This window comes from Alteromonas sp. MmMcT2-5, from assembly GCF_022348315.1.
GTDB classification, from domain to species: Bacteria; Pseudomonadota; Gammaproteobacteria; order Enterobacterales; family Alteromonadaceae; genus Alteromonas; species Alteromonas macleodii.
The window spans coordinates 57,460-83,317 of record NZ_JAKRFB010000012.1 but is presented as its reverse complement, the minus strand read 5'-3'; the positions used below and the strand labels follow the sequence as shown (position 1 = coordinate 83,317).

Here is a 25,858-nt window from a genome sequence, read left to right as displayed (position 1 = left end):
ACTGCTTGTTTCTTTGACGAGAAGAGCGTACCACTTTTAGCAGTTGGCCTCCTCTTCTACACCTTTCCATGAATGTCGCACTTATTATCTGAAATCGGGCCTTATGAACGGTTGCACTAATCAGCTAACGCCCTGTTAATGGGCAAAATATAGTTGGCTAAAATAAGCGACGAAGGAGCAAAAGCCAACTGTATTTTGTCCTTGTTAAACAGCTTGTTATAACGATTTTCCTCGGTACTTTTCTATAGTTGAAATAAACTCATTAGGTGAATCTACGCCTAAATATATTAACTTACCGGAATTGAGCTTAATCTCTATATTTGGGTTACCTGCCAAATTGAACCTATTAACATTACCTGACCTACGTATAAAATTTGAATTAGGTTGTATGTGATTAATTTCACTTAAAGCAATTCTTAATGGGTTCCATATGCCATACCTTACAATAATACTGTCTGGAACAATTGAAATAGGTCTAATTGCAATCGCTTTATACTCTGCAATAAAAAAGACTAAACCTAGAAGAGTTAAGCCTGTTGTTAAATTGGCCGCAATCGGTGACCACAAAAAATGTAACAACAAATGCATAATGGGTAATTCAAATAAAATAATAAGAATAAAGCCTAATTGATTACTTTGAGCTCCATCTTTTTTATGGCAGCTAAAATGACTATCACCAGTAAAATTTTGCTGTCTTATCTTTTTGGAAAATAATGCGTATGTCCAAACTCGCGCCTCAAAAGAGAGCAATGAGCTTATAGCACCTTTACCTAGAACTCTTTCAATTGGCTTTGATATAGCCAAATCTGGATCTTTATCTTTGATAAGAGAAGCTTTGATAGCAAAAAAGACTGTCAAAATAGTGGTAACTTCCAAAACAATAAACGCCGCAATAGCAAGATAGCGCAACGATTCAAGGTAAGGCCATACAACCTTCGAGCTTTCAGGAATAACAAAGCTACCAAGTAATATAATTAAACAACTGTAGGCAACAGCTTTGATAGCAGCTTCTTTCTTATCTTTAACAAACCAAAAGCATAAAATAGGTAAGACAACTAAGCCATCGATTAGCAAAAGCCATTCTGGTTTTTCTACGCCATATCCATTGAGAGCATTAGAGCTTTGATAAAAAAAAGCCCAAAAAACAGAAATAACAGCAAGAAATATAAATGGGATATTCTTTTTAGCTAAAGTTAGCACCGATACTCCTTATCGTTATAACTTTAAGCTAAGGGGCGCAGATACGTGGGGCATAATGGCGAAGCCGCCCCGCGTATAGGCGTCCCAGCGACCGAAGGGAGTGACTTAAGCGCTTTGTTATACGCGTTTTAATATAGCCCACCATTGCTAAAATCTATTTCTGGTGGGTTGTAATTTTTGTCAGTGTAATAACCAGTACAGGTATGGCAACACCAACTACCTTGATCTCTTTCTTGTAATCTAATTAGTTTTGAGTCGGTGTCATAGCACTTTTGGCAAAAGGGTCCTTCCTTACTGTCCCCGTCTTTTAGGAAGTAATAAGGTCTTTCCCACTGTAAATTGGATTTAACATCCATTTCGCTTTTCAGTTGGTTGATTTGCTTTTCTTTTGAAGCGAGAACTTCTTGAATAGAGGCTAACTCTAATTTTGCTTCTGCTAACGCACCAACTAGTTCGGCTAACTTAAAATTGACCTCGGCTTGCTCAAGAGTGTTGCCACTATCCTTAATAATTTTAGCTAAATCAGTCGCTGTTTTTAAGCTAGTTAAAGCGGTTCCAATATATCCTATATCCATAATATTCCTTTAAGCGTATAACAGTTTACTCGTCCCCAAACCGTCATGCTAATCCACACCACTCTGGGGCACTTCTCCTTTTTTCTTCTTACAACTCTAAACCATAACCAACAGAGAAATAAAGAAAAATCCGTAATGTCGTTTTTAGCTCATTTAATAAAAATACCAAATCGGCGCACAGACTCCACAACTACATTCATCCACCCCAAAAATAAAAAGCCAGCATAAGCTGGCTTCAATACACAAAAACAAGTTTCGTCTTATCTAAAAACTACTTCCCCTGCCTAGCAGCTAACTTCTCCAACTGCTCGTCAGTAGCAGGAAGCTGGTGCTTTTCTTTCCATTCTGAATACGGCATTTTGTATATCACTTCACGTGCGGCTTCGTAGTCGATATCAGCGCCCTGCTCGCTTGCAGCGGCCGAATACCATTTTGCTAAGCAGTTGCGGCAGAAATCGGCCAAAATCATTAGGTCGATGTTCTGAACATCTTTATTCGCGTCTAGGTGTTCTACTAAGCGGCGAAATACTGCTGCTTCTACTTCGGTTTGCGTTTGCTTATCCATTATCTAATACCTCTAAAAAAGCGTTTTTCGTTATGGTTTGAATGTATGGGTTAGTGGGTAAAACCCAACCCGTTATTACTTTTAAAACCTATAACGAAAAAAGGGAGCAAAGCTCCCTTTTTACTTATATACGGCAAACTAGGTTTAAAACCTAATCGGCATTACTCTGCGTCGTCAGACTTAGGCGCAGGCTTTTCTAGAAGCTCTTTAATGCTTAAACGTACACGGTTTTGGCGATCGATTTCCATAACCTTAACGTCAACCATTTGGCCTTCTTTTAGGTAGTCAGTTACTTTGTTCACACGCTCGTGAGCGATTTGTGAAATGTGAACAAGACCTTCTTTACCTGGAAGTACTTCTACAAACGCACCGAAGTCTACAATACGTGTAATCTTACCGTTGTAAGTCTTCCCAACTTCAATTTCAGCCGTTACTTGTTCAATCTTGCCAATAGCGATGTCTGCTTTTGCACGCTCTGTCGCGAAGATTTTGATAGTACCGTCGTCTTCAATCTCAATGTTAGTGTCAGACTCTTCAGTAATTTGACGGATCATTGCGCCGCCTTTACCGATAACGTCACGAATCTTGTCTTGGTCAATCTTCATGGTGTAAATGCGTGGAGCAAATTCACTTAGCTCTTCACGGTGACCGCCAATCGCTTCGTCCATTACGTTAAGAATGTGCAAACGTGCTTCTTTTGCTTGTTTAAGCGCAATTTGCATGATTTCTTTAGTAATACCTTCAATCTTAATGTCCATTTGAAGTGCAGTGATACCTTCGGTAGTACCTGCTACTTTAAAGTCCATGTCGCCAAGGTGATCTTCGTCACCAAGGATGTCTGAAAGTACAACAAAGTTGTCGTCACTCTTAACTAGGCCCATTGCGATACCCGCAACAGACGCTTTAATTGGAACACCTGCATCCATAAGCGCTAGTGAAGTACCACATACCGACGCCATTGAAGATGAACCGTTTGATTCTGTGATTTCAGAAACCACACGTACTACGTACGGGAATTCTTCTTCACTTGGCATTACTGCTTGAATACCACGCTTCGCTAGACGACCGTGACCAATTTCACGACGCTTAGGCGAACCAATCATACCGGTTTCACCAACACAGTATGGAGGGAAGTTGTAGTGAAGCATGAAACGGCTGTCGCGCTTACCTTGAAGCTCGTCAATCATCTGTGCGTCACGCTCTGTACCAAGCGTAGCAGCTACAAGTGCCTGCGTTTCACCACGAGTAAATAGTGCAGAACCGTGAGTACGAGGAAGAATACCTGTTGCTACGTCTAGTGCACGGATCATTGCTGGGTCACGACCATCGATACGTGGCGCGCCAGATAGAATGCGTGAACGTACAACGTCAGACTCAAGATCATGAAGAAGGTCTAGTACTTCTTTCTTATCTTGTTCTTCGTCTTCAGCAAGGATAGCTTCTAGTGCTTTTTCAGTTGCTGCAGTTACTGCGTCTTTACGCTCTAACTTGTCAGAAATCTGGTAAGCCGCAGTCATTTCTGCTTCAGCTAATGCTTTAACTTTGTCTTTAAGCGCAGTGTTTTCTGCTTCTGGTGCCCAGTCCCACTTCTCAGTGCCAACTTCAGCAGCAAATTCGTTAACCGCGTTAACTACAGTTTGCATTTGTTCGTGACCGAACATAACCGCACCTAGCATGGTATCTTCAGAAAGCACGCTTGCTTCTGATTCAACCATAAGTACTGCGCCTTCAGTACCCGCAACAACAAGGTCAAGCTCGCTTTCAGCTTGCTCTTCTGCGCGTGTATTTAGAATGTATTCACCGTTGCTAAAACCAACACGAGCCGCACCAATTGGGCCGTTGAAAGGAATACCAGAGATAGCAAGGGCTGCTGAAGTACCAATCATAGAGATGATGTCTGTAGGGATATCTGGGTTAGCAGACATTACAGTTACAACAACTTGTACTTCGTTTTTGAAACCTTCTGGGAATAATGGACGGATTGGACGGTCGATAAGACGTGCAATCAGTGTTTCACCTTCAGATGGACGACCTTCACGCTTGAAGAAACCACCTGGGATTTTACCCGCAGCGTACGCTTTTTCTTGGTAGTTAACAGTAAGTGGGAAGAAGTCTTGATCTGCTTTGGCTTCTTTTTTACCAACTACTGTTACCAGTACAGACGTATCGTCCATGCTCGCAAGAACCGCAGCTGTTGCCTGACGAGCAATTACACCCGTCTCTAGAGTTACAGTATGCTGTCCATACTGAAATGATTTAGTAATAGGAGTCACTATTTGTCCTTTAATTTCAATCTTTATTTTATCGCTTTTAAACGCGGCGCATAGTATAGCCATGAAGTAGCGTTAATACCATGGTCAAATGCAGCCCCGCGCGGAATTTGTCGTGTTATTTGGTCATTAACCGCTACCACCTATAGCACCATGACTATATGAAATATCTGTGAAATTTCAATTATTGACTATATTTTCATCATATTGACACAAAACAGCGTATGCTAGAACAAAAAGCGAAAAAAGTAAGAACTTAAATAAACATCACGTGCGACCAATGCGCAGAAGTGATTAACCACAACAAGAACGTCTAATATTAGTGTGCTAAAGGAGATAACCATGTTGGTACTTCGACTTAATAAAGCAGGCATGCCACAAGAGTGGATAGATGTTGAACAAGCCGCAAAGCTTTACAGTCAAGATAAGGTGCTATTTGAGCTAGGTAGCGATGCTATAACGCTAAAAGGAGGCTGGAATCATGAAGGGCTGCAAAGTCAGCTTACTCTGTCTAGTATTATCGCGTGCGATGGCAAGGTAACAGATTTATCTGGCAAAGTTGCCCTTACTAATCGCTATTTGTTTAGGCGCGATAGCTACCTGTGTATGTACTGCGGCAATAAGTTTACGCCAAAGCAGCTTACCCGAGACCACATTATCCCCCGATCTCGCGGCGGAAAAGACAGTTGGACGAACGTTGCCACTGCTTGCCAGCGGTGTAATCACGCGAAAGGCGCGAAAACGCCAGAAGAAGCCAACATGCCGCTACTCGCAGTTCCGTTCAGGCCCAATGTATACGAACGTTTTTATTTGATGAACAGACGGATTTTGGCTGATCAAATGGCTTTTCTACAAGGCCATTTCACCAGCCACCGAGAATGGACGTGCCTAGAATAAAGGTTATAGCGCACCGCTAGTAGTTGTTTGTGCTACAGATATTGCTTTAGCCTGGTTTGGTGCTGATGACGAATCATTGTTCTGTGCATGCAGCTGACGCTGTTCTTCTTTTTGCGCTTTAAACCACAGGCTTAACCAGTCTGAGCACATTTTATGTTCTAATTCATGAGCTTCGGCTGTAGGGCAAAACAAGCTTACCTTCACAACTACTTTGGCAAGTTCATTGGTTTTAATCTCAACCTCGGGGTCGATGCGAATAAATTCTTGCTCTAAGTGACGTTCAATTAAGCCTTTGTAGCGCTCTGCGACGTCACGGAAATATTCACAATGTGCCTGAGCCCTGGCATGAAACGCTGGAAGCAAACTATAGGCGTTCACAGAAGGCTCATTCACTATTTCAAATGAATGCAAACGGTAGCGACGCATAAAGTTAAGGTTACGCACAGTTTGGGTTACAAGCTGACTATTAGGCACATACACGTGTTTACCCGTGTAGTTAAAGCTTTCAGGGTCTACTTCTAAAAGCGCTGTCTTTGCCCAGTCCATCTCTACTACTTCACCAATGATGTTATTCATTTGGATCCAGTCGCCTACCCTAAACGGCCGTGCGCCCAGGTAGTAAATGAACCCCATAAAGCACTGAATAAACTCGCGGGTTGCCAGCACAATTGCCACCATAAAGGCAGCAATGGAAATTGCCAGTGTTTGGATCTCAGAGCTCCACACCATCATTAGCACAATGATGATAAAGGCGTTGCCTAACTGCTCTAAAATATTAATTTGATTTCGGCGGTCTTCACCGCGATGAGAACTAATACGCCTGATAAGGCGCAGCACACCCTTTTTAATAAAGTGCAGTACAATTAAAAGTACTAGAGATGTCAGCAGTTTATAATCGTTGGCAAAGGTTATAAATTGATGCCATAACTGCGCTGGTTCTATCACAATCTCCATGTAGGCTCCGTCTGTACTCCGAGGGTAAATATTTGAATAGGCGAAAAAAAGCGCCGACGAATGTCAGCGCTTTTAATTATGAAGCATGTAAACTCGCGGCACAATGCCGACCAGTTAAAACATCTTTTTATTAGTCGCGAATTTGGCCTTCGCCATTTACTAAATATTTCTCTGAAGTCAATGACTCCAAGCCCATTGGGCCATAAGCATGTAGCTTAGTGGTTGCAATACCAATTTCTGCACCTAAGCCAAGCTGGCTACCGTCAGAAAAACGTGAAGACGCATTAACCATTACTACACTTGCATCAACTGCGCGTTGGAATAACTTGCCTTTTTCAGCATCTTCCGTACAAATTACTTCCGTGTGGTTACTACCAAATTGCGCAATGTGGTCAACCGCTGCTTCGAAATCGTCAACTACACGGATAGCGATTTCAAGGCCAAGATATTCTTCACCGTACGCGTCTTCAGAAATAACGTCAGCACCATCAAAGTATTGGCTGCCTTTTTCGTTTACGTGAACCTTAACACCCTTTTCTTTGAATGCGTCGGCCACTTTAGGCAAAAAATCGCCCGCAACGGCTTGGTGTACTACTAAGCCTTCTAAGGCATTACACACGCCAGTACGCTGTGTTTTACCATTTAGAAGTAGCGCCATGGCTTTGTCTAAATTTGCATCTTTGTCTACGTAAAGGTGACACACACCCTTAAAGTGCTGAATTACCGGCACCTTGGCGTTGTCAGTCACGTAGTTGATTAGACCTTCACCGCCACGAGGAATAATAACGTCAATATAGTCGCGTTGCTCCATTAACTCTTGCATTAATGCACGATCTGGATTCGGAACTACCGTTACCAGCGCTTTTGGTAAATTGTGCTTCTCCAGCACGTCTTGCATAAGTTCAGCAATGGCTAAACTCGTATCTAGTGCCTCTTTACCACCACGTAATATTACTGCGTTACCCGATTTAAAGCACAGCGCGCCTGCGTCGGCAGTAACATTAGGTCGTGCTTCATATATCATGCACACAACACCCAGCGGTATGCGCATTTTCTTAATCTCAATACCGTTTGGACGTGTACCGATAACGCGCTCTTTACCCACAGGATCATCAAGTTCAACAATAACTTCGATGCCTTCAGCCATGGCTTCAATACGCTCGTCGTTTAGGATTAAGCGGTCAACCATCGCTGCGTCTAAGTTATTCTCTTTGGCGCGCGCGACTTCCTTTTCGTTTACTTCAATAATTTTGCTTTTATTTGCACGAATTGCCGCGGCCATATCAGTTAACACCGCGTTTTTCTGGCTTTCGCTTAAAATAGCCAGTGTACGTGCAGCTTTTTTTGCCTGTTGTGCTAACTCTGTAATAATGCTCATTCTTTCTCCAGATTTGCTATGTGCTGATCAGAAATAATTGGCCCAGTCTTTTCCTCAAACTCATGGGCGAATTCTTCGTTTTCCTGATTCGCAATGAAATTCAATAAACAGCTACTGTAATTCGACTTGGCTTTTACCAGTTTAGTACCGTCTTCTTTACGTACTAGAATGGTGTCGCCTACCGAGAACTCACCTTTCACGTCAATAATTTCACTACTTGTCAGTTGCTCTGCGTCGCCAGCTAAAGAGGCGTCAAAGTCCCCTTCTACTATCACCTCACCCTGCGCGTTTGACGTATGGCGCATCCAATGCACATTCTCTTGCATTGGCGTGGCGTGAGGTTTGAAATGCGTGCCTGGGTTTTCACCTGCTAGCAGCATATTAAACGACAGTTCAGTAAAGCCGTTAATAATATATGTATCTATACCATGCGAAACGGCTTTTTCGGCCGCTTCAATTTTAGTGCGCATACCGCCGGTGCCTACACCGCCTTTTACCGCACCGCCAGCCATGTCATAAATGCTTTGATCAATGGTATTAACTGATTTAAGCAATTGTGCGTCGTCGTGTTCATGCGGGTTCTTATCGTACAACCCATCAATGTCTGAACAGATGATAAGTGCATCTGCTTCAGCTGCCGACGCCACCATGGCCGATAAATTATCGTTATCACCCACTTTCAATTTGTCAGTGGTAACGGTGTCGTTTTCGTTCACGATAGGTAGAATATTGTTGTCCAATAAACTAAATATCGTTTCACGGATACTTACGTAACGCTCTCTGTCTCGTAAATCAGCATGCGTTAGAAGCATCTGAGCAGACGGAAAATCAAACAGTCTGTCCCATGTGGCAATCATTTCGGTTTGACCCGCTGCTGCCATTGCTTTTTTAACTGCAATATCTGACTTTTCTTGCTCTGGAAACAGGTGCGCACCCGCTGCGACAGAACCAGAAGACACGAGTACAACTTGTGTACCGTTGGCTCTGCATCGCACGATAAATTGCGCAATGCTCAAAAGGTAATGACTGCTACAACCTTGTTGGTTGGGCGATATCAATGCACTACCCACTTTGATGACTACGCGTTTCCAATTTGGATGACTCATAATAAACTTTTTAACCTTAAGATTGTTGATTTGCTAATTCTTCACTGGCTTGCGCGAATGTTGCTTGTACGTTTGACGATGGGTTTTCGCTAAAGCGACTTACCACATAAAGCGTTAGCGTACTTACCGCAAACCCTGGAATAATTTCATAAATAACGCTGCTTAACGTTTTACCGTCAGCTAAAACGGGCGCATAAATCCAGAACAATACGGTTACCGCACCGCTGATCATGCCCGCCATTGCCGCTTTCGCTGTAAGGTCCTTTTTATACAGACAAAACAGTACTAACGGACCAAATGCTGCACCAAAACCTGCCCAAGCATTACTTACTAAAGATAAAATTGTGTTCGACGCATCCATGGCTAATAACAATGCAACCAAAGCTACACCTGCTACACCGTAACGGCCAATTGTTACCGTTTGCTTTTCACTCAGCGCCTTGGTTGAAGACTTTTTATTTACCATTACGCGGTAAATGTCTTCGGTTAACGAACTTGCGCTAACCAGCAGTTGCGACGAAATTGTACTCATAATAGCGGCTAAAATAGCGGCCATTAAAAATCCACTGATAAGTGGGTGGAACAGCAATTGTGAGAAAATAATAAATATCGTCTCAGGGTCGTCGACAGCAAGACCAAACTGATTGGCATAAGCAATGCCTACGAATCCTGTTGCCAGTGCACCAATGATGGTCACTAACATCCACGACATACCAATATTTCGCGCTGTGCCAATGGCATTAACAGAACGAATTGCCATAAAGCGAACAATAATGTGCGGCTGTCCAAAGTAACCTAAGCCCCAACCTAAACTCGATAGCAACCCTACAATCGTTAGCGTTTCTATCGATTCAGAAAAATTGGGTACAGATTGATAAGCGGCGCTTGTCATTTGCGACACGCTATCGAACTCGGTAAACGCGACAATTGGAACCAGTACCAGCGCCACGAACATAATGCACCCTTGTACAAAGTCCGTAAGGCTTACTGCCAAGAAACCACCAAGTAGCGTATAAGACACCACTACACCCAGCGTGATAAATAAGCCTAACTGATAATCGACTGAAAACGCGCTTTCAAACAACTTACCACCTGCAACTAACCCGGCAGAGGTGTATAGCGTGAAAAACAGTACGATAATCACCGCTGAAACAATGCGTAAGCTTGAGTTAGGCGTATCAAAACGCTTGGCAAAAAACTCAGGCACAGTCAGCGAGTCGTTGGCAACTTCGGTATAAACGCGAAGTTTTGGTGCTACTAGTAAATAATTGGCCAACGCACCTGCAACCAACCCTATTGCAATATAAACCGCATCGAAACCGGTTAAGTACATTGCACCTGGTAAGCCCATTAGCATCCAACCAGACATGTCAGACGCACCCGCAGACAGTGCGGTTACTTGAGGGCTAACTTGTCGCCCTCCCAAAATATAACCAGAAATATCACTGGTAGATTGTCGGTAAGCAAACAACCCTATCCCTAACATCGCTATAAAATACACCGCTAGTGATAGGTAACTTTCCATTGGCATAACGTTCGTTATTTCCTCTATTGCTCTTCGAAAACTCGTAAATGAAAACGCCATTTAACCTTTGCTAATTCAAATTCAAAAGCAAATAATTAAATCGAACAATAATCATTAGAGCTCTAACAATATAAGGATCTGACAGAAAATTTCAAGTGCAATTTTTAAACAACATCGTTTAGCTGGCACTTATGTTTAAATTAGCACCAACCATGTTTCACAGCATATTACGTTAACAAAATTTTTAATTACCACTAATATTCAACAACTTAAAAACACCAAGTCATTTATGAAACAATTTAACTTTAGCTGAAAAGGCGCGGAAAGCAGCAACTTTACTATCAGCTAAAACATTTTCATTAAAAATACTTTGTTACGCGCACTCAGACGAAATAACATCCAAAAGAAGCTTTTCTACAGGCAGTAAATGGGTAAGTTGCGTACAATCTTCACTATGTAGCGAGCGAACCCGATTAATTAGCTTCTCACACGCCTTTTCGTCATTTTTCACAGTAAATAGTTTCGGATGAATATAATATTTCCTGCAAACGGTGGGAGTATTGCCTAGTTCTGCTGCAACACACTTACTTAACATACTCTCCCATTTCTTGGTTCTGGAGTTTGCTATCTGTTCATACACACTGGGCAGGTTTGTTAGTGCAAATCGACTTGATGCCCACGTTCGAAAGTCTTTACAACTGAACTGTTCACTTAGTTCTTTGTGGATGAACGCATTAACGTCTTCGCTCGTTACGTCGTGCCATTGATTATTCTCATCTTGATAACGAAATAAACAGTAACCCTGTTGTTGCGCACAGTCACAAACTAATGAAGCAAGCTCAGGGTCGTTTACTTTTAGTGTTCTTGGTTTGCCGTGCTTACCAATGTAAGCAAGTTCAACACTATCGTCACACTGCGCTTGTACATGCTTGCGCCGTAATGTAGTTAACCCATATGTGTTATTTTCCTTGCTATATTGAGCGTTGCCAACTCTAGCACCTGTGTAATCGAGCAACAGGCACACCAGCGCGCAAGCTCTTTCTTGCGTCCATGTTGGCTGTGAAATTAATGATAGACAGTGCTCACGGAATTCAGGAAGTGCATTACCAAAGGCAACCAAACGCTCAAATTTTTCTACTTGCTGCTGCTCGTGCCATTTGTTGTGATAGATATACTGTTTACGTCCTTTTTCGTCATAGCCGACAGCTTGAACGCTGGCTTTACTATCACGGCTTATAAAGGTGTCGCGCCAATTTGGAGGAATAACAAGCTTTTTGATACGCTTTAGCACGCGCTCTCCTGTGACTTTCTTTCCACTTGCATAGCGATAGTAAAACCGTTTATCACCGCAAGCGATGCGCCTTATTGATAGATGGCTATCATCAGAGTAGACGTTGCAATAGCCTTTAATCCGTTTCATTTATAGATACTCCTTTCCTTACCAGCTAAGTAAGACCGACTGTTAAGGTGCTGCTACGGCCACAGATGCTCGCTGTGCTTTCTTAGTCAGATTGCAAACAACGGTACCAAATCTCAATTTATAAATAGAATCTACAGAAGAACGTACAGAAATGATCACTACACGCGAGTAACCTTGCCGCAAGCCGACGCTTCCACGGCAAGACAGTGATTTTAAAGGCCATAACGAATTTTCACGCTATGTGTAAAATTATCACAGTACCGACTGTTTGGTCCGGTAGCGGCGCTTGCTAAAACTCAGCACATCGCTTCGAAATCCTTCTTTATTTCGCCTTCCAGCTTACTAAATCATATTTAACATTCCGAAAATAACCTTTAAAAACAATAATATAAAAACGAACTTTCCCTTTTTTCTACTAAAGTATAAACCGCTACTTTTCTTCGTCGGAATACAACTTGAATAAGTATGAACAATAGTTGTCGAGTTACCTATGCACTTGGGTGAAGCCGAACAGCAATACCCTTTGAAGTGCAAGTGAAGTGGATTAATTGAGAGAGTCCAAGTAAGAAGTCGAGGATTTAAAGATGAATGTTCAAAGTTCGAAAAACGTAGAGTCAAAAAGCGAAAACAGTAATGAACATGAGAATTTGAGAGCCCATGTTGTATCAACCGGTGATTTGCAAGTCGCGGCTGTATTTCCGTCAAAACTTAAAGTGCAGGAAGTACTTGAGATAGTTCAAGACCAAACATCTGTTGAGGTATCTCAAGTAGAAATTATCGAAGCTGGCGACCCTAAAATGAGTGAAAAACTTGAACGTAACAGCGCTGCCATAGGCAAAAGCATGTGGTCGTCCCACCTGTTGCTTGGTTCAATCGGTCTGATTGTAGGTTTAGTGGCGGCATTTTTGTTAACGCAGTTTGGCCCAGCGCTTACTCAACAAAATCCCTTATTTACCTACATAGCACTAATTAGCCCAGGCATATTCATTGGGTTATTCATAGCGGGTTTAATCGGTTTACGTCCAGACAGAAATGAGGTTATACAAACCGTAAGACACGCGGTTAGATATGGTAAAGTTGCGCTGGTAATTAACCTTAAAAAGTCACAGTCTGCTTCTAAAGTCTCGCAATTACTGAAGCAGCACACCGACAAAGTGGTCGAATCTATTCGGTAGCAAGACTAGCGACATAATATGGAACGCTGCTTCAAAGCAGAATGTGATACAGTAATCATAGCGGAGTTATCAATCTAGCTGTTCCAATATTTTCGAAGGGCAATATAACGCACTCCACGTTTATTGCCCTTCGTCGTTTGGTCGGCGTTATTCTGAAAGAGAGATTAGGCACCAATTGTATGGATTTACTATTTTTTGATTTAGATGGCACTTTATTAAATAAGTCTTCTGAAATCTCCTCGTTTACTAAAGAGACGTTGGGCTTGCTTGGTGAGAGAGACATTGCATTCACCGTAGCGACGGGTCGTACCATGCATTCAGCGCAATTTGTGCTACAAGGTCAGTCTTTTGTACTCCCTCACATTTATAATAATGGGGTGGCAATTTGGGATCCTGCCGGAAACGCGCTAACACTCGAAAATTTGCTCGCGCCCAGTGAAGTAAATCTTATTATCGAGCACGCCGTAAACAACAATATCACGCCTTTCATTAACACAGTGAATATGGATAGTCCAGATCACGAGCACGTGATTTACCATTCGTCGCCTAAGCATCAGGTGGAACACGATTTAATTGAAAAGTATTTTTCGCGCACTAAAGCGCGACTAGCGTCTATTGAGTCGCTACCTGCTAATGCACATATTACAAACATTAGTATGATCGGAGATGCACCGCTAGTCTATGACATGTATAAGCAGCTTAACATGCACGGAGGACTGATAGCGTACTCTGGGCCAGCTATCGAAGGGGATGAGTACCGTTGGATGGATGTACACCACAATCTTGCGAATAAAGGTAGTGCGGTAGAGCTTTTGCGCCAACAGTTGAATGCAAGCAACGTTATTGTGTTTGGCGACAGTGATAATGATTTAAGTATGTTTAAGCTAGCAGACGAGGCTTATGCACCTTCTAACGCTAAACCTTATATCAAAGACGCCGCCACTTCCGTCATTGGGCATCACGATGAAGATGGAATCGCCCGCTTTCTACGAGAGCGATTCTCACTTTAGAAGATGCTGATTAAAAAGCATCGTGAAAATGGTAGCCTTCAAACTATATGAATTAGGCTAGTTAATTAAGGCTACCACTCTATAGGCTCTCTATCTTTTAAGAATTGGCCATGGGGGCCGCCCTCTTCCATGGTTGCTAACCAAATAGCCGTATCTGCTCCCTCCTCGGGCGTTTTGGGCGCATCACTTCCACCCATTCTGGTATGCACCCAACCCGGGGTCATGCTATTAACGGTTACATCAAGAGACTTACCGTCAGCAGCTTCATCAACTACCGCTGCCATCTTAACCGTAAGCGCATTAATAGCAGCCTTTGTTATCGCATAGCACATTGGCCCTTTCAGCCCCTCGGCGAAGCTACCGTAACTAGAGCTTACATTGATAATACGTCCAAAACCTCGCTCAATCATTTGCGGTAACGTTTGCTGGATAAGTGTAAGCGGGGCGTTCACATTAATTTGCATCGATTTAGCCAACGTCTCAGAATTTACATCTTTCCATGGCGTGTCGTCTAAGATACCTGCATTGTTTATGAGGATATCAATAGGGCCATACACGGCCTCAGCTCGAACAAACGCATCGACGATGGCTGTTTCGTTATCAAGAGGCATCTCAATAATATGCAAATCCCCTCCCACAATATCTTTCTTGGCTTCAAGGCCGGCCTCTTCGTCTCGACACCCCATTAGCACTTTATAGCCTTTAGACAGCATTCCTTTTACTATTTCTAGACCTATACCTCTGTTTCCACCTGTAACTAATACGTTTTTCGTCATTGCCAATACACTCCTTGCATTTACGCTTGGGCTTGTTTTGCCTCAAAACGATTGGATAAATAAAAACACAGCGGGAAGATTACACTCCACACTAGAGCGATAAAAATATAAGAAAGCATAACGCTTGCGCCCAATTCAACCGCACCGAATTTGGCGCCGGCGATATAACTGAGCGGCGCGAAGATAGCTCCAGCAAGCGCCGCAACGGCCATTCGACCATTAAAGGCGGTTAAACTGTGATAGACCGTACCTGCAAAGGCTGCCCATAGAAGACTTAGCCAAATTGGAATTGGCCAGAAGCTGACTAGCGTTTCTTTCTCGTTAAAAATGAACAGCCCGCTTTGGGTTAAAAGTGCATCAACCACCGTGCCCAGTAAAAATACCGTGCCCATTAGCTTTATATCTTCCTCTCGCTTGGGCGAAATGGTTATCCATAGAAGGATCAACCCTAACACTGGAATTACTGCTTTGTTCTGGAACAAGATGACCAGCCACCAAATTCCTTGGAACCATACAAAGTTCGCAACCTTTAGTACCGCACTATTCTTCATTTGAAACGCTCATATTTTCAATATCAAAGCATACGTTTACCGGTAAGTGATAGTTCAACCCTATTGCGACAAAAGTAAACGAAAACGCTCTAGTGTAAGTATAGATGCATAGACTGTTTGCTCTTTCCAATTACAAAGGATGTATTAATCGTGAAAATGGTGAAGTATTACGTACTTGGTGCATTAGTGGCGTTAGCACTAACGTTGACCGTGCCAGTGATATTATTAAAAGTGGTATTTGGTTGGATTGCATTTTCCCTTATTGCCGTAAGCAGCGCCTATTTGCTCAACTATCCAAGCCTGTTTCGCAAACGTGAGGATGGCTCAATACCATTCTACATACGCTGGATTTTTGTACCTTTTTTACTGGGCTCTTGGCTTTACAATGAATTCGCACGCAGAACGGATAAAGTCCCCCCCCTACAAAAAATTGAGCCGCACTTATTCCTTGCGTGCCGCATGTCGGGAAAACACGTTAGCCTTTTAAACGAAAACAACATTGATGCCATTCTTGACGTAACCGCTGAATTTGATGGACTGGATTGGACGGCATATCAAGAAGATTACCGCTATTTAAACGTACCGGTACTCGACCATACCAGCCCCACTCCTGAACAGCTTGTTTTAGCAATAAATTGGTTAAATCAGCAAATTTCTGAAAAGAAAAATGTTGTTGTGCATTGTGCGCTTGGACGAGGTCGCTCTGTTCTGGTGGTTGCAGCCTATTTGCTGGCCAAAAACCCTACGTTGAGTGTAGATGATGCATTACATGAAATTAACCAGATACGCCAAACAGCAAGGCTCAACAAACGTCAATTAGCATCGCTGCAGCAGATTAGAGATGGTGGCTTACTTTCACTACAAAAGAATCTAACCCTTATCGTTAACCCAGTTGCCGGGGGCGGTAAATGGGAGCAATACCGAGATGACGTTCTTTCTCGATTAAATGAAAAATTCAAAGTGACCGTGAAAGAAACCACACCTGAAGTAGATGGTAAGGCACTAGCAGAAAAGGCAAAACAAGACGGCGCCCACATTATTGTCGCATGCGGCGGCGATGGAACGTTAACTGAAGTCGCCTCGGCTTTGGTCAACACCGACGTTACCATGGGGATTATCCCTTTTGGTACAGCAAACGCACTGAGCCAAGTGTTGCATGGCTACATTAGTAAAGTCATGCCTATTAGTACAGCATGCGACATCATTATAGAGGGCAACACCTTAGCCATAGATACCGCGACCTGTAACGACCACGTTATGCTTTTGGTAGCAGCAGTTGGCTTCGAGGAAAAAATGATTTCGGCCGCTGATCGCGACGAAAAGAATGTAGGCGGCCAGTTTGCCTACCTAAAAGGGCTATGGAACGCGATTTCAAATAATGAAAACATGACGTTTAAAGTAGCAAAAGACAACCAGCCAGCTGAAACCTTAGAAACGCCGAGCTTTGTTATTGCAAACGCAGCCCCAATGACCACAGCACTTGCTCAGGGCGCAGAGCCGCCTGACATCACCGATGGGAAGCTTGATTTGACCTGGCTATTACCTCAGCCCAGCTCTGATAAACAATTCGCATCGTTAGCAGAGCTAGTGCTAAGTCCAGCTGAAGCAAAGAAGCAATCTGAATCAATACGGCACGAACGCGCATCAAGCATAACGTTAACATTTGATAAGCCCACGGCGTATGCTGTCGACGGCGAGATCTACGAAGGCGAAAAGCTTGAGATAAAAACATGCCCTCGAAGCCTTAACGTTCTCACCAATTTTGAAGAAAAGGATTAAGCAGTACATGACTCAGAAAAGTAACTTTGAAGAAATCTATACCTTTCTTAATGAGAAGTTTGCTAACGAAACGGAATATCTACAAGCGGTACACGAAGTATTAGAAGATATTGTTCCTATTCACAATGCAAACAAAGACTACAAAGCGTTCGATATTATAAGACGCATTTGCATGCCTGAACGCATTATTTATTTTACCGTGTCGTGGATGAACAGTGATGGCAATATTGAAGTCAATCAAGGTTGGCGTGTACAGCACAATTCAGCCATGGGTCCTTACAAAGGTGGCTTGCGCTTTCATCCTACCGTCAACTTATCGGTGCTTAAGTTTCTTGCTTTCGAACAGTGTTTCAAAAATGCCCTGACCGGCTTACCCATGGGTGGAGGTAAAGGCGGGTCAGACTTTAACCCCAAAGGGCGTACTGATCGCGACATTATGTTGTTTTGCCAAGCCTTCATGCGTGAATTACAGCGACATATTGGCGCGAACACCGATGTACCTGCAGGTGACATAAACGTCGGCGCGAGAGAAATAGGGTACCTTTATGGCGAATATCGCAGGCTAAACAATAAGTTCGAAGGCGTATTAACTGGTAAAGGCTTAGAATTTGGTGGTAGCTATGTACGTACTGAAGCTACAGGCTTTGGCTTAATTTACTTTTTAGAAGCGGTATGTCGACATCAAGGTACTCCAATTGAAGGCAAAACCATTGCAGTGTCTGGAGCCGGAAACGTAGCGTTGCATGCTGCACTTAAAGCGGTAGAGAAAGGCGGAAAAGTTATTTCGCTGTCTAATAGCCGAGGGCTTTTACATAATGAGAATGGGTTAACTGATACCGCGTTTAAATGGGCAATCGACAACCATGCAAACCGCAACAATATCCTTGCTGACATGGCAGATGAAAACATGGGCAAGTGGATAGCTGATAAAAAGCCTTGGCATTTAAAATGCGACATAGCACTGCCTTGCGCTACGCAAAACGAACTACTTGAAGAAGATGCAAAATCACTGCTAGATAACGGCTGCCAAATGGTACTAGAAGGTGCGAATATGCCGTGCACAAATGAAGCGCAGGCTTTGTTTTTAGACGCCCAAATTGCATACGTACCAGGCAAAGCATCAAACGCTGGCGGCGTTGCGCTATCGGGCTTAGAAATGAGCCAGAACGCCATGTTCAATCAACGTAACGCAAGCGCACTCGATGAACAGCTCTATTCAATTATGGAAAGCATTCATCAGCGCTGTGTTGATGAGGGTAAATCTGAAGGCGATGCTGGAAGCAGCTACGTTGATTATATGAAAGGCGCCAATGTAGCAGCATTTCGTAGACTCGCTGACGCCATGGTCGCACAAGGCGTGTAGCGCATATCCCATCTCCCTCTTTCGGTAAATTCACGGACTTACTGCCGTGAATTTATCGGAAACTGACTTGTAAAATTTGCGTTGTCCCCTTTCCCAATTCAATGACTCTGTGTCACTTCATTTGAAATTTCTTATAAAAATCAGCGCGTAACAGATATTCCATTCATGGAATAAAAATAGCATTACCACAGGTGTGATTCATTTTTTAGGTATTTATAAGGAACTACCCATGAAAATTTTTGAAGCTTTGCGTCAAGACCATGAAAAGCAACGTTTACTGCTTAAAATACTAGCTGAAACAAGCGGAAACACTGCTGCGCGCCGTGAATATTTTCAAGAGCTTAAGACACAGCTTGAAAGTCATGCCATCGCTGAAGAACGCCATTTCTATTCTCATCTTCTGGAGAAAGATGCCACTGTAGATTTAACACGTCACGGCATTGCAGAGCATCACGAAATTGATGAGCTACTCGCAAAGCTCGATGATACGGATATGAGTTCACCAGCTTGGTTGCGTCATTTGAAAACACTTCAGGAAAAGGTGGAACATCACCTTGCCGACGAAGAACAGGAATTCTTCCAAGTTGCAGGCAATGTACTTAATGACCGCCAAAAAACAAAACTTGCAGATGAATATCAAAAAGAGATGAAGCAAGAGTTAGACGACGAAAAGCTCACCGCCTAACATGGGATATGTCACGTTGCCGAAATCGTCCTATTCGACAAACAGTCATCACGTAAAAAGCCAGCTATTAAAGCTGGCTTTTGTTTATTTCATATTTGGTTGCTGTACTCGCGACGACTATGCAATTTATTGCATAGCCGCCAATACAGCGTTTTTCACCACCTACTTTTTAGCGATGATGTAAACAGCGTGAATAACACCTGGGAAATAGCCAAGAATAGTTAAAAGGATATTAATCCAAAAGTGAGCACCGATACCCACTTGTAAAAATACGCCCAGCGGTGGAAGTAAAATCGATAAAAGTATACGAATGATGTCCATAATAAATTCCTTGTTTTTGAAGTAATTTCACAACTCAGTGGGCAAAATACTCACACTTTGGCGAAGAAATCAGGCCCGCAGAGCGTTTTACACGCTTCATTATTTGTTTTGCATTTACGATGCCATGTCGCCAAATACTGCGGCAAAGGCATGGTGATTACTGTAAAACAATAAATTTAATTTGAAAAAATAGCTATTCACCGAAAGGCGTATTTTGAAGCCAGTCTTCAAGGTCTGAACGGCTAAGTGGGCGACTAATGTAATAACCTTGAACGATATCACAGCCCCAGTCCTTTAAGATTTCAAGCGACGCTACGTCTTCAACACCTTCAGCCACAACCTTTAAATTAAACACATTCGCCAAACTCAGCACGGTATGAACAATTTGCTGGTCGTTTTCATCACTCGCGAGCGACAGAATAAAACTCTTATCAATTTTAATCGTTTTTACGGGCAAGTTCTTTAAATAGGCTAACGACGAATAGCCTGTACCAAAGTCGTCGATGGCGAAATGAAAGCCCCGCGCCGTTAGTTCATTAAGGTTCTCTATAGCAAGCGAGGCGTCAGCAACTAAATCGCTTTCTGTTATTTCAAGTTCCAGAGCTTCAGGTGACAGACCTTCCTGAGTTAAAAGCGACACCAGCTTCCCTAGAAGTACCTTATTTTGAATATCCTGAGTAGATAAGTTCATCGCAACGGTGAACCCATACCCCATGCCTCTAAAATAAGCTAAGTCTGAAATGGTTTGCTTCATTACCCAAGTTGTAACTTGCTCAATTAACCCTGCTTGCTCAGCGATGGTAATAAACTCATCAGGTGGAACGAAGCCCAGAACACTATTATTCCAGCGAATAAGCGCTTCCATGCTGCATACTTTCATTGTCTGCAGATCTATTTTTGGCTGGTAAACCATGGACAGTTCGTTTTGCTGGCTAGCCAGTGCACGTTTTAGTTCAGTGGTAATTGATAGTCTGCGATTGTATTTATCTTCTAGTTCTGTCCTATAGCGAACGCACCAGCTGTCGCTATGTATCGCTTCATCAGTAACAATATTCATTTTTCTGAATAATTCTTCTGATGTTGTTGCATCTTGCGGGCACTGGATAACCGCCATGGCGACTTTTACTGGAATTGCAATCAGGTTACTTTCCACTGGTTGCTCCAATATGTGCTTGAGCGTTTCGAGCTGGTCATCATTAAGTGAATCTTGCGTAATATATAAAATCTCACCGCCAGCTAATCTTGCGGATGTACCAGGCCAACGCTGAAGCCTCTCGGCCAATGCTTTCAGTGTATTATCGCCGTTAGAGTAACCGTAGAGGTCGTTAATGGTTCGAAATCCGATTACGGTAATGGCAACAACCTGTAACTCTCTTTCTTCTTGCAGTTGTGACTCGAAGAAGCCTTCAACATAGTTCCGATTGAAAAGCCCGGTAAGCACGTCGTGTTCTGCTTGATAACGAATATGATTTTCACGGCTTTTAATACTTGCTTGCATGCTGTCGACTGCGTTGGCAAGTTCGGTAATCTCTTTGAGGTTCGACGGTGCGTCAAGGGTTGCGCCATAGCTTCCTGACGCGACCTTATTCACTGCTTTTACCAAGGTAGACACTGGTCGACTCACGTTCCTGGCAAGCAGCAGAGAAAGACCCAGAGCAATGAATATTGCGACTAAGCAAAATGCCAGAATCGTCAATTGAATACGTGTGAAAGCACTAAATGAAGACGTTGTATCTACAGCTAGAGTTATCTTAACCGGCAAATTGCCATCAGAGGCGATATTCACCTCACGGGCAAAGTAAGTAAGCTCGTCTTTAAACGTTACATCTATCCACGAGGGGTCGTGTTCTGACGCGAGGATCCGTTGCGCATCATTTTCTTTTAAGGTAGTCGTAAGAACGTCATTGGTATCAGTTCTTGAGATAATAATTTCAGCGTCTACGAGCGCTTTTAGCTCTTCTAATAATCTGCTATCAAACTCAACGCCTATTAGCATGTAATATCTAAGCGTAGGTATTTCTACGCGAATTAGATTTAACTGTACTAATTTGTTATCTACTACGAAGAAACCGCTGTCTTTCCCTTTAGCAACCAATGCAAGGCTACTTTCCACATTTTGACCGACTTCAAATAGGTCTGTACGCGTTACAACTACTTGATGGTCTAGACTTACCAGAGCGATGATATCGGTGTTTAGTCTCTGCGCGTAACTGGTAAACGCCGCTTCAATAGAGGGTATATTCTCTGTGCCTACCGCACGCCTGAAATCAAATGAGCGAGACAGTACTTTTGAAACGTTGCGTATGACAGCTTGACGATCCGCAACCACTTTATCGAATACTTTCTCTGCTAAAACAATATTGTGGTCAATGTTTTGAACAACGAGAGTATTGGCTGAGCGCCACACTGCTCCAATTATCAGAAGTGATGCTATCACAATCCCTATGAATAGGGTTTGGAACAAACTCTGACTAAGTGTTTTTTGCACTATAGTGCCTCGTAAAAATTGTTTTGTTTATGTCGCAGACAGTGTGACTAAGTATTGAAAAGCATAGCCGAATAATAAAAATAGGAACAGACATAACATCCTGTAAATTTTAGATTTTAACGCTTTGTTACAATTAACAAGGCCAATTAAAAGTGAGCGTACAGGGTCACCTTAACAAGAATTACACAGTGTAAAAACAGAAAAGGCCAGCATTGCGCAGGCCTTTACATTTATTTGGTGCGGAAAGCGGGACTTGAACCCGCACGAGCTATGCTCACCACCCCCTCAAGATGGCGTGTCTACCAATTCCACCACTTCCGCGAAAACTTTTTAGTTTGAACCTTCAGCGTCGTCAGACTTTGGTACGTCTGTTACATCGCTTTCAACAACAGGAACGTCACTTTGAGCTGCATCTTCAATAACTGGTACGTCTTGATCAGCTGGTAGCTCTACTGGCTCTTCTACTGCCGCTGGAACTTCTAGGTTGTTCCACTCATCTTCTGCGCTTTCACGGTTTGCAGTCATTGCACCCAAAGAAAGGCTAATTAAGAAGAACAAGCCTGCTAATATAGCGGTCGTACGAGTCATGAAGTTACCTGAACCTGATGAACCGAAAACAGTGTTTGAACCGCCTGAGCCAAATGAAGCGCCCATATCTGCACCTTTACCTTGTTGGATCAATACAAATCCAATAAGTAATAGCGCTACAATTAGGTATGCTACTAATAGCACTTCGTAAATCATAAATACCTCGTCAGTTTGCCGCTTGGCAAATTGAAATAAAATCTTCAGCTTTTAAACTGGCTCCGCCAATTAGACCGCCATCTACATCTTTCTGTGCAAATAGGGTTTCAGCATTATCTGGCTTAACACTACCACCGTACAAAATACGAAGGCCTTGAGCCAATTGTGCATCTACTTTATTAAAGTAGCCGCGAATAAATTCGTGTACTTCTTGTGCTTGCTCAGGGCTGGCTGTTTTACCAGTACCAATTGCCCAAATCGGCTCGTATGCAATAACAGTTTTGCTGAGTTCGTCTATCGACATGGCGCTAACTAGTGCATCTAGTTGCTCGCCAACAAACGATTCAACATCACCTGCTTCTCTCACTTCAAGTGGCTCACCTACACAAATGATGGGTACGACACCTGAAGAAACACATTGCTTTGCCTTTAATGCAACAAGTTCGCTTGACTCGCCTTGGTCTTCTCGTCTTTCTGAATGCCCAACAATTGCGTAACCGCAACCTGCTTCTTTAAGCATTTCAACTGACAACTCACCAGTGTGAGCGCCGTTATTAAGATGACTTACGTTTTGAGCACCAATGGCAAACGAATGGGTTTCAAATGCGTGTAAAAGAAGTGAAGGAGCGCAAATAACGATTTCCGAATCAGCTTTTACATTCGCCAGTTTTTGATTAAATTCAGCAACTAATGCCAAATTTCCGTTCATTTTCCAGTTGCCAGCCACGAATGGCTTTCTAAGATTTTTACTCACAACGCAGACCTTAGCCCTGTCTTCAAAGCGGGCGTGATATTAACTATTTAATTGAGAAGATACAAGCACAAAAAGCAAAATTTCCTGCTACGCCAACTAATTGGCGAGATTACGAACAGTTTCAGCAATATGTTCTGCCCATTTGTGAGATTGGCTTTCGTCATTCGACTCAACCATCACACGAATTAACGGCTCAGTACCACTTTTACGTAGAAGTACCCTGCCCGTTTTACCTAACGCAGACTCAGCCTCTTTCTTAGCATTTTGTACATTGCTGTGTGCTAAATAATCCACTTCTTGGTTAGCGTACCTCACGTTAACTAGCGTTTGCGGGTACATTTCAAACCCACTTGCTAAGTCGTGTAAGTCCATGTGCGAACGAAGCATTGCGGCAAGCACTTGAAGCCCAGCTACAATACCGTCACCCGTAGAGCTCATATTAAGATTGAGAACATGACCAGAGTTTTCACCGCCAATAGACCAGCCTTTTTGCTGTAGCAGCTCCATCACATAACGGTCGCCAACATTACTTCTTGCGAAAGGAACACCAAGCTTTGACAACGCATTTTCAAGGCCTAAATTACTCATCAACGTGCCAACTACACCACCCTGCATTTTGCCGTTCTTAAGCGCGTCGCGGGCAATGATGTAAACAATCTGGTCACCATCTAACACGTTACCTAAATGGTCTACCATCATAATGCGATCGCCATCGCCGTCTAGGGCAAAGCCAAGATCAGCGCCGGTCTCCTTAACCTTTTCAACAATCGCATCCATTGAGGTTGCGCCCACTCCGTCGTTAATGTTTAAACCGTTCGGCGCTGTACCAAGTTCGATAACCGTAGCACCTAACTCTCTCAATACATTGGGGGCAATGTGATACGTTGCGCCATGTGCGCAGTCCACAACAATTTTAAGATCTGTCAGCGATAATTCTGAAGGGAATGTCCCCTTACAAAACTCAATATAACGACCCGCAGCGTCGTTTATACGCGTGGCCTTACCCAGCTTATCAGATGCCACACATGTCATTGGACGCTCAAGCATATCTTCAATCGCTAATTCGATATCATCATCAAGCTTAAAGCCTTGCGCTGAGAAAAATTTAATGCCGTTGTCATAAAACGGATTATGTGACGCACTAATCACTATCCCTGCTTCTGAGCGAAATGTTTTGGTGAGATAAGCAATGGCTGGCGTTGGCATGGGGCCTAGCAAGCCGATATTGATACCAGCAGCCGATAAACCAGCCTCTAAAGACGACTCTAGCATGTAGCCAGAAATACGCGTGTCTTTACCAATAAGTACTTTGTTCGTCCCTCGTCCGGCAAGGACCTTACCTGCTGCCCACCCGAGTTTTGTAACAAACTCTGGGTTGATATTGCTCTCGCCTACCTTTCCGCGGATACCGTCGGTGCCAAAATATTTGCGCTGCGTCATTATTATTCCTTATTTTACTGAATTCAGCATTTTCACGATATTGACAGCATCAGCTGTTTCTTTCACGTCGTGAACGCGAACTATCTGTGCGCCCATTTGGGCGACAATTGTAGCGAGGCTTATGCTTCCCGCCAAGCGCTCATCCACTTTTCTATTTAGCAAATTGCCAATCATCGACTTGCGAGACATGCCTACTAGCACTGGGTAACCCAGCTTCATAAGCGATGGCAAGTGTTTCACCAGCGTATAATTGTGTTCCAGTGACTTTCCGAAACCGTAGCCAGGGTCGAACAAAATCTTGTCTTTAGCAATGCCCGCTTCTTCACATACTTTGGTACGCGCGAGTAGAAACTGCCCCACATCATTCACTACATCATCATACTCAGGGCTTTGCTGCATGGTTCTGGGTTGCCCCTGCATATGCATTAAACAAACAGGTACTTGTGCTTCAGCTGCTACTTGCAATGCACCAGGCTCTTGTAACGCGCGGACATCGTTGATTAGCCCCGCGCCAGCTTTCACCGCTTCGCGCATAACGTCAGCCTTGCTGGTATCAATAGAAATAACACATGGGGTATTTTTAGCTACGGCTTCAATAACGGGTATTGTACGATCAAGCTCTTCCTGCAGCGATACGTCGGGCGCGCCTGGCCTTGTCGATTCACCACCTATATCAATAAAAGTTGCCCCTTCTTCAATCATGCGAAGCGCATGGTCAAGGGCTTGAGATACATTTGTGTGCTTGCCGCCGTCAGAAAATGAATCAGGAGTAACATTTAAAATGCCCATTACCTGAGGCTGTGACAGATCTATGAAGTACTTACCAAACTGCATGAATTACCTGCATTATCTTTATTTTGAAATTACCGTATTTCTTAGACA

At 43.2% G+C, this 25,858-nt stretch carries 23 protein-coding genes and 1 tRNA gene; 6 read left to right on the top strand and 18 right to left on the bottom strand.

The annotated features are described in order from the left end of the window. Positions 1–216: 216 nt before the first annotated feature. The 4 genes from MHN09_RS07740 to pnp all read right to left on the bottom strand — a co-directional run bounded on the left by MHN09_RS07740 (position 217) and on the right by pnp (position 4,613). Entirely contained in the window at positions 217–1,200 is a 984-nt protein-coding gene (locus tag MHN09_RS07740) for a PH domain-containing protein (RefSeq protein WP_239239996.1), read from the bottom strand. Between the two features lie 128 nt (positions 1,201–1,328). Then, positions 1,329–1,775: a hypothetical protein gene (locus MHN09_RS07735; protein ID WP_239239994.1), complete on the bottom strand. Its 447-nt coding sequence runs from the start codon at positions 1,773–1,775 to the stop codon at positions 1,329–1,331. A 271-nt stretch (positions 1,776–2,046) separates the two neighbouring features. Further along, positions 2,047–2,340 carry a DUF1244 domain-containing protein gene (locus tag MHN09_RS07730; protein ID WP_049587806.1) on the bottom strand — a complete coding sequence of 98 codons (294 nt, stop codon included), beginning with the start codon at positions 2,338–2,340 and terminating at the stop codon, positions 2,047–2,049. Between the two features lie 161 nt (positions 2,341–2,501). Further along, a complete protein-coding gene (gene pnp / locus MHN09_RS07725) occupies positions 2,502–4,613 on the bottom strand; it encodes a polyribonucleotide nucleotidyltransferase (RefSeq protein WP_239240000.1) in 2,112 nt (703 codons plus the stop codon). A gap of 339 nt (positions 4,614–4,952) precedes the next feature. Here pnp and MHN09_RS07720 point away from each other — a divergent pair, with 339 nt between their 5' ends. Beyond that, positions 4,953–5,507 (top strand): HNH endonuclease, encoded by a 555-nt coding sequence (locus MHN09_RS07720; RefSeq protein WP_014949384.1) that lies wholly within the window; start codon positions 4,953–4,955, stop codon positions 5,505–5,507. A gap of 3 nt (positions 5,508–5,510) precedes the next feature. Here the strand turns inward: MHN09_RS07720 and MHN09_RS07715 are convergent, their stop codons facing one another. From MHN09_RS07715 to MHN09_RS07695, 5 genes are all read right to left on the bottom strand, one after another. Further along, positions 5,511–6,461 (bottom strand): mechanosensitive ion channel family protein, encoded by a 951-nt coding sequence (locus tag MHN09_RS07715; RefSeq protein ID WP_239239992.1) that lies wholly within the window; start codon positions 6,459–6,461, stop codon positions 5,511–5,513. Between the two features lie 130 nt (positions 6,462–6,591). Beyond that, positions 6,592–7,839: a glutamate-5-semialdehyde dehydrogenase gene (locus tag MHN09_RS07710; RefSeq protein WP_039229394.1), complete on the bottom strand. Its 1,248-nt coding sequence runs from the start codon at positions 7,837–7,839 to the stop codon at positions 6,592–6,594. After that, positions 7,836–8,945 carry a glutamate 5-kinase gene (proB, locus tag MHN09_RS07705; protein WP_049587803.1) on the bottom strand — a complete coding sequence of 370 codons (1,110 nt, stop codon included), beginning with the start codon at positions 8,943–8,945 and terminating at the stop codon, positions 7,836–7,838. The genes MHN09_RS07710 and proB overlap by 4 nt, the downstream gene beginning before the upstream one ends. Before the next feature lie 16 nt (positions 8,946–8,961). Then, positions 8,962–10,476, bottom strand: coding sequence for a sodium/proline symporter PutP (putP, locus tag MHN09_RS07700; protein WP_187447566.1), 1,515 nt, complete (start codon positions 10,474–10,476; stop codon positions 8,962–8,964). A 367-nt stretch (positions 10,477–10,843) separates the two neighbouring features. Next, complete coding sequence (locus MHN09_RS07695) at positions 10,844–11,890, bottom strand: DNA topoisomerase IB (protein ID WP_239239990.1); 1,047 nt, start codon at positions 11,888–11,890, stop codon at positions 10,844–10,846. Between the two features lie 584 nt (positions 11,891–12,474). On the opposite strand from MHN09_RS07695, the gene MHN09_RS07690 reads away from it, so the two are divergent. After that, complete coding sequence (locus tag MHN09_RS07690; RefSeq protein WP_187447563.1) at positions 12,475–13,065, top strand: hypothetical protein; 591 nt, start codon at positions 12,475–12,477, stop codon at positions 13,063–13,065. 179 nt (positions 13,066–13,244) lie between these two features. Beyond that, positions 13,245–14,075, top strand: a complete 831-nt coding sequence (locus MHN09_RS07685; protein ID WP_187447564.1) for an HAD-IIB family hydrolase — start codon at positions 13,245–13,247, stop codon at positions 14,073–14,075. Between the two features lie 71 nt (positions 14,076–14,146). Here the strand turns inward: MHN09_RS07685 and MHN09_RS07680 are convergent, their stop codons facing one another. Further along, positions 14,147–14,851, bottom strand: coding sequence for an SDR family NAD(P)-dependent oxidoreductase (locus MHN09_RS07680; protein ID WP_014979228.1), 705 nt, complete (start codon positions 14,849–14,851; stop codon positions 14,147–14,149). Between the two features lie 20 nt (positions 14,852–14,871). Continuing rightward, positions 14,872–15,402 (bottom strand): DUF2878 domain-containing protein, encoded by a 531-nt coding sequence (locus MHN09_RS07675; RefSeq protein WP_239220225.1) that lies wholly within the window; start codon positions 15,400–15,402, stop codon positions 14,872–14,874. 150 nt (positions 15,403–15,552) lie between these two features. Here MHN09_RS07675 and MHN09_RS07670 point away from each other — a divergent pair, with 150 nt between their 5' ends. From MHN09_RS07670 to MHN09_RS07660, 3 genes are all read left to right on the top strand, one after another. Next, complete coding sequence (locus MHN09_RS07670) at positions 15,553–17,181, top strand: diacylglycerol kinase family protein (RefSeq protein WP_239239988.1); 1,629 nt, start codon at positions 15,553–15,555, stop codon at positions 17,179–17,181. A 7-nt stretch (positions 17,182–17,188) separates the two neighbouring features. Then, the gene (gene gdhA / locus MHN09_RS07665; RefSeq protein WP_239239986.1) at positions 17,189–18,544 is read left to right on the top strand and encodes an NADP-specific glutamate dehydrogenase; all 1,356 of its coding nucleotides are present in this window, start codon (positions 17,189–17,191) and stop codon (positions 18,542–18,544) included. Positions 18,545–18,773: 229 nt separating this feature from the next. Beyond that, entirely contained in the window at positions 18,774–19,229 is a 456-nt protein-coding gene (locus tag MHN09_RS07660; RefSeq protein WP_049587787.1) for a hemerythrin domain-containing protein, read from the top strand. 162 nt (positions 19,230–19,391) lie between these two features. On the opposite strand, the gene MHN09_RS07655 is transcribed toward MHN09_RS07660, so the two are convergent. The 7 genes from MHN09_RS07655 to folP all read right to left on the bottom strand — a co-directional run bounded on the left by MHN09_RS07655 (position 19,392) and on the right by folP (position 25,810). Then, positions 19,392–19,550 (bottom strand): YqaE/Pmp3 family membrane protein, encoded by a 159-nt coding sequence (locus MHN09_RS07655; protein ID WP_014949371.1) that lies wholly within the window; start codon positions 19,548–19,550, stop codon positions 19,392–19,394. A 193-nt stretch (positions 19,551–19,743) separates the two neighbouring features. After that, complete coding sequence (locus tag MHN09_RS07650; RefSeq protein ID WP_039229424.1) at positions 19,744–22,038, bottom strand: GGDEF domain-containing protein; 2,295 nt, start codon at positions 22,036–22,038, stop codon at positions 19,744–19,746. Positions 22,039–22,273: 235 nt separating this feature from the next. Then, positions 22,274–22,359, bottom strand: a tRNA-Leu gene (locus MHN09_RS07645). A 9-nt stretch (positions 22,360–22,368) separates the two neighbouring features. Next, complete coding sequence (secG, locus tag MHN09_RS07640; protein WP_039232721.1) at positions 22,369–22,782, bottom strand: preprotein translocase subunit SecG; 414 nt, start codon at positions 22,780–22,782, stop codon at positions 22,369–22,371. Positions 22,783–22,792: 10 nt separating this feature from the next. Beyond that, complete coding sequence (gene tpiA, locus MHN09_RS07635) at positions 22,793–23,536, bottom strand: triose-phosphate isomerase (RefSeq protein WP_039232718.1); 744 nt, start codon at positions 23,534–23,536, stop codon at positions 22,793–22,795. Positions 23,537–23,632: 96 nt separating this feature from the next. After that, positions 23,633–24,976 carry a phosphoglucosamine mutase gene (gene glmM / locus MHN09_RS07630; protein WP_014949367.1) on the bottom strand — a complete coding sequence of 448 codons (1,344 nt, stop codon included), beginning with the start codon at positions 24,974–24,976 and terminating at the stop codon, positions 23,633–23,635. A 9-nt stretch (positions 24,977–24,985) separates the two neighbouring features. Next, a complete protein-coding gene (gene folP, locus MHN09_RS07625; RefSeq protein ID WP_049588708.1) occupies positions 24,986–25,810 on the bottom strand; it encodes a dihydropteroate synthase in 825 nt (274 codons plus the stop codon). Positions 25,811–25,858: the final 48 nt, after the last annotated feature.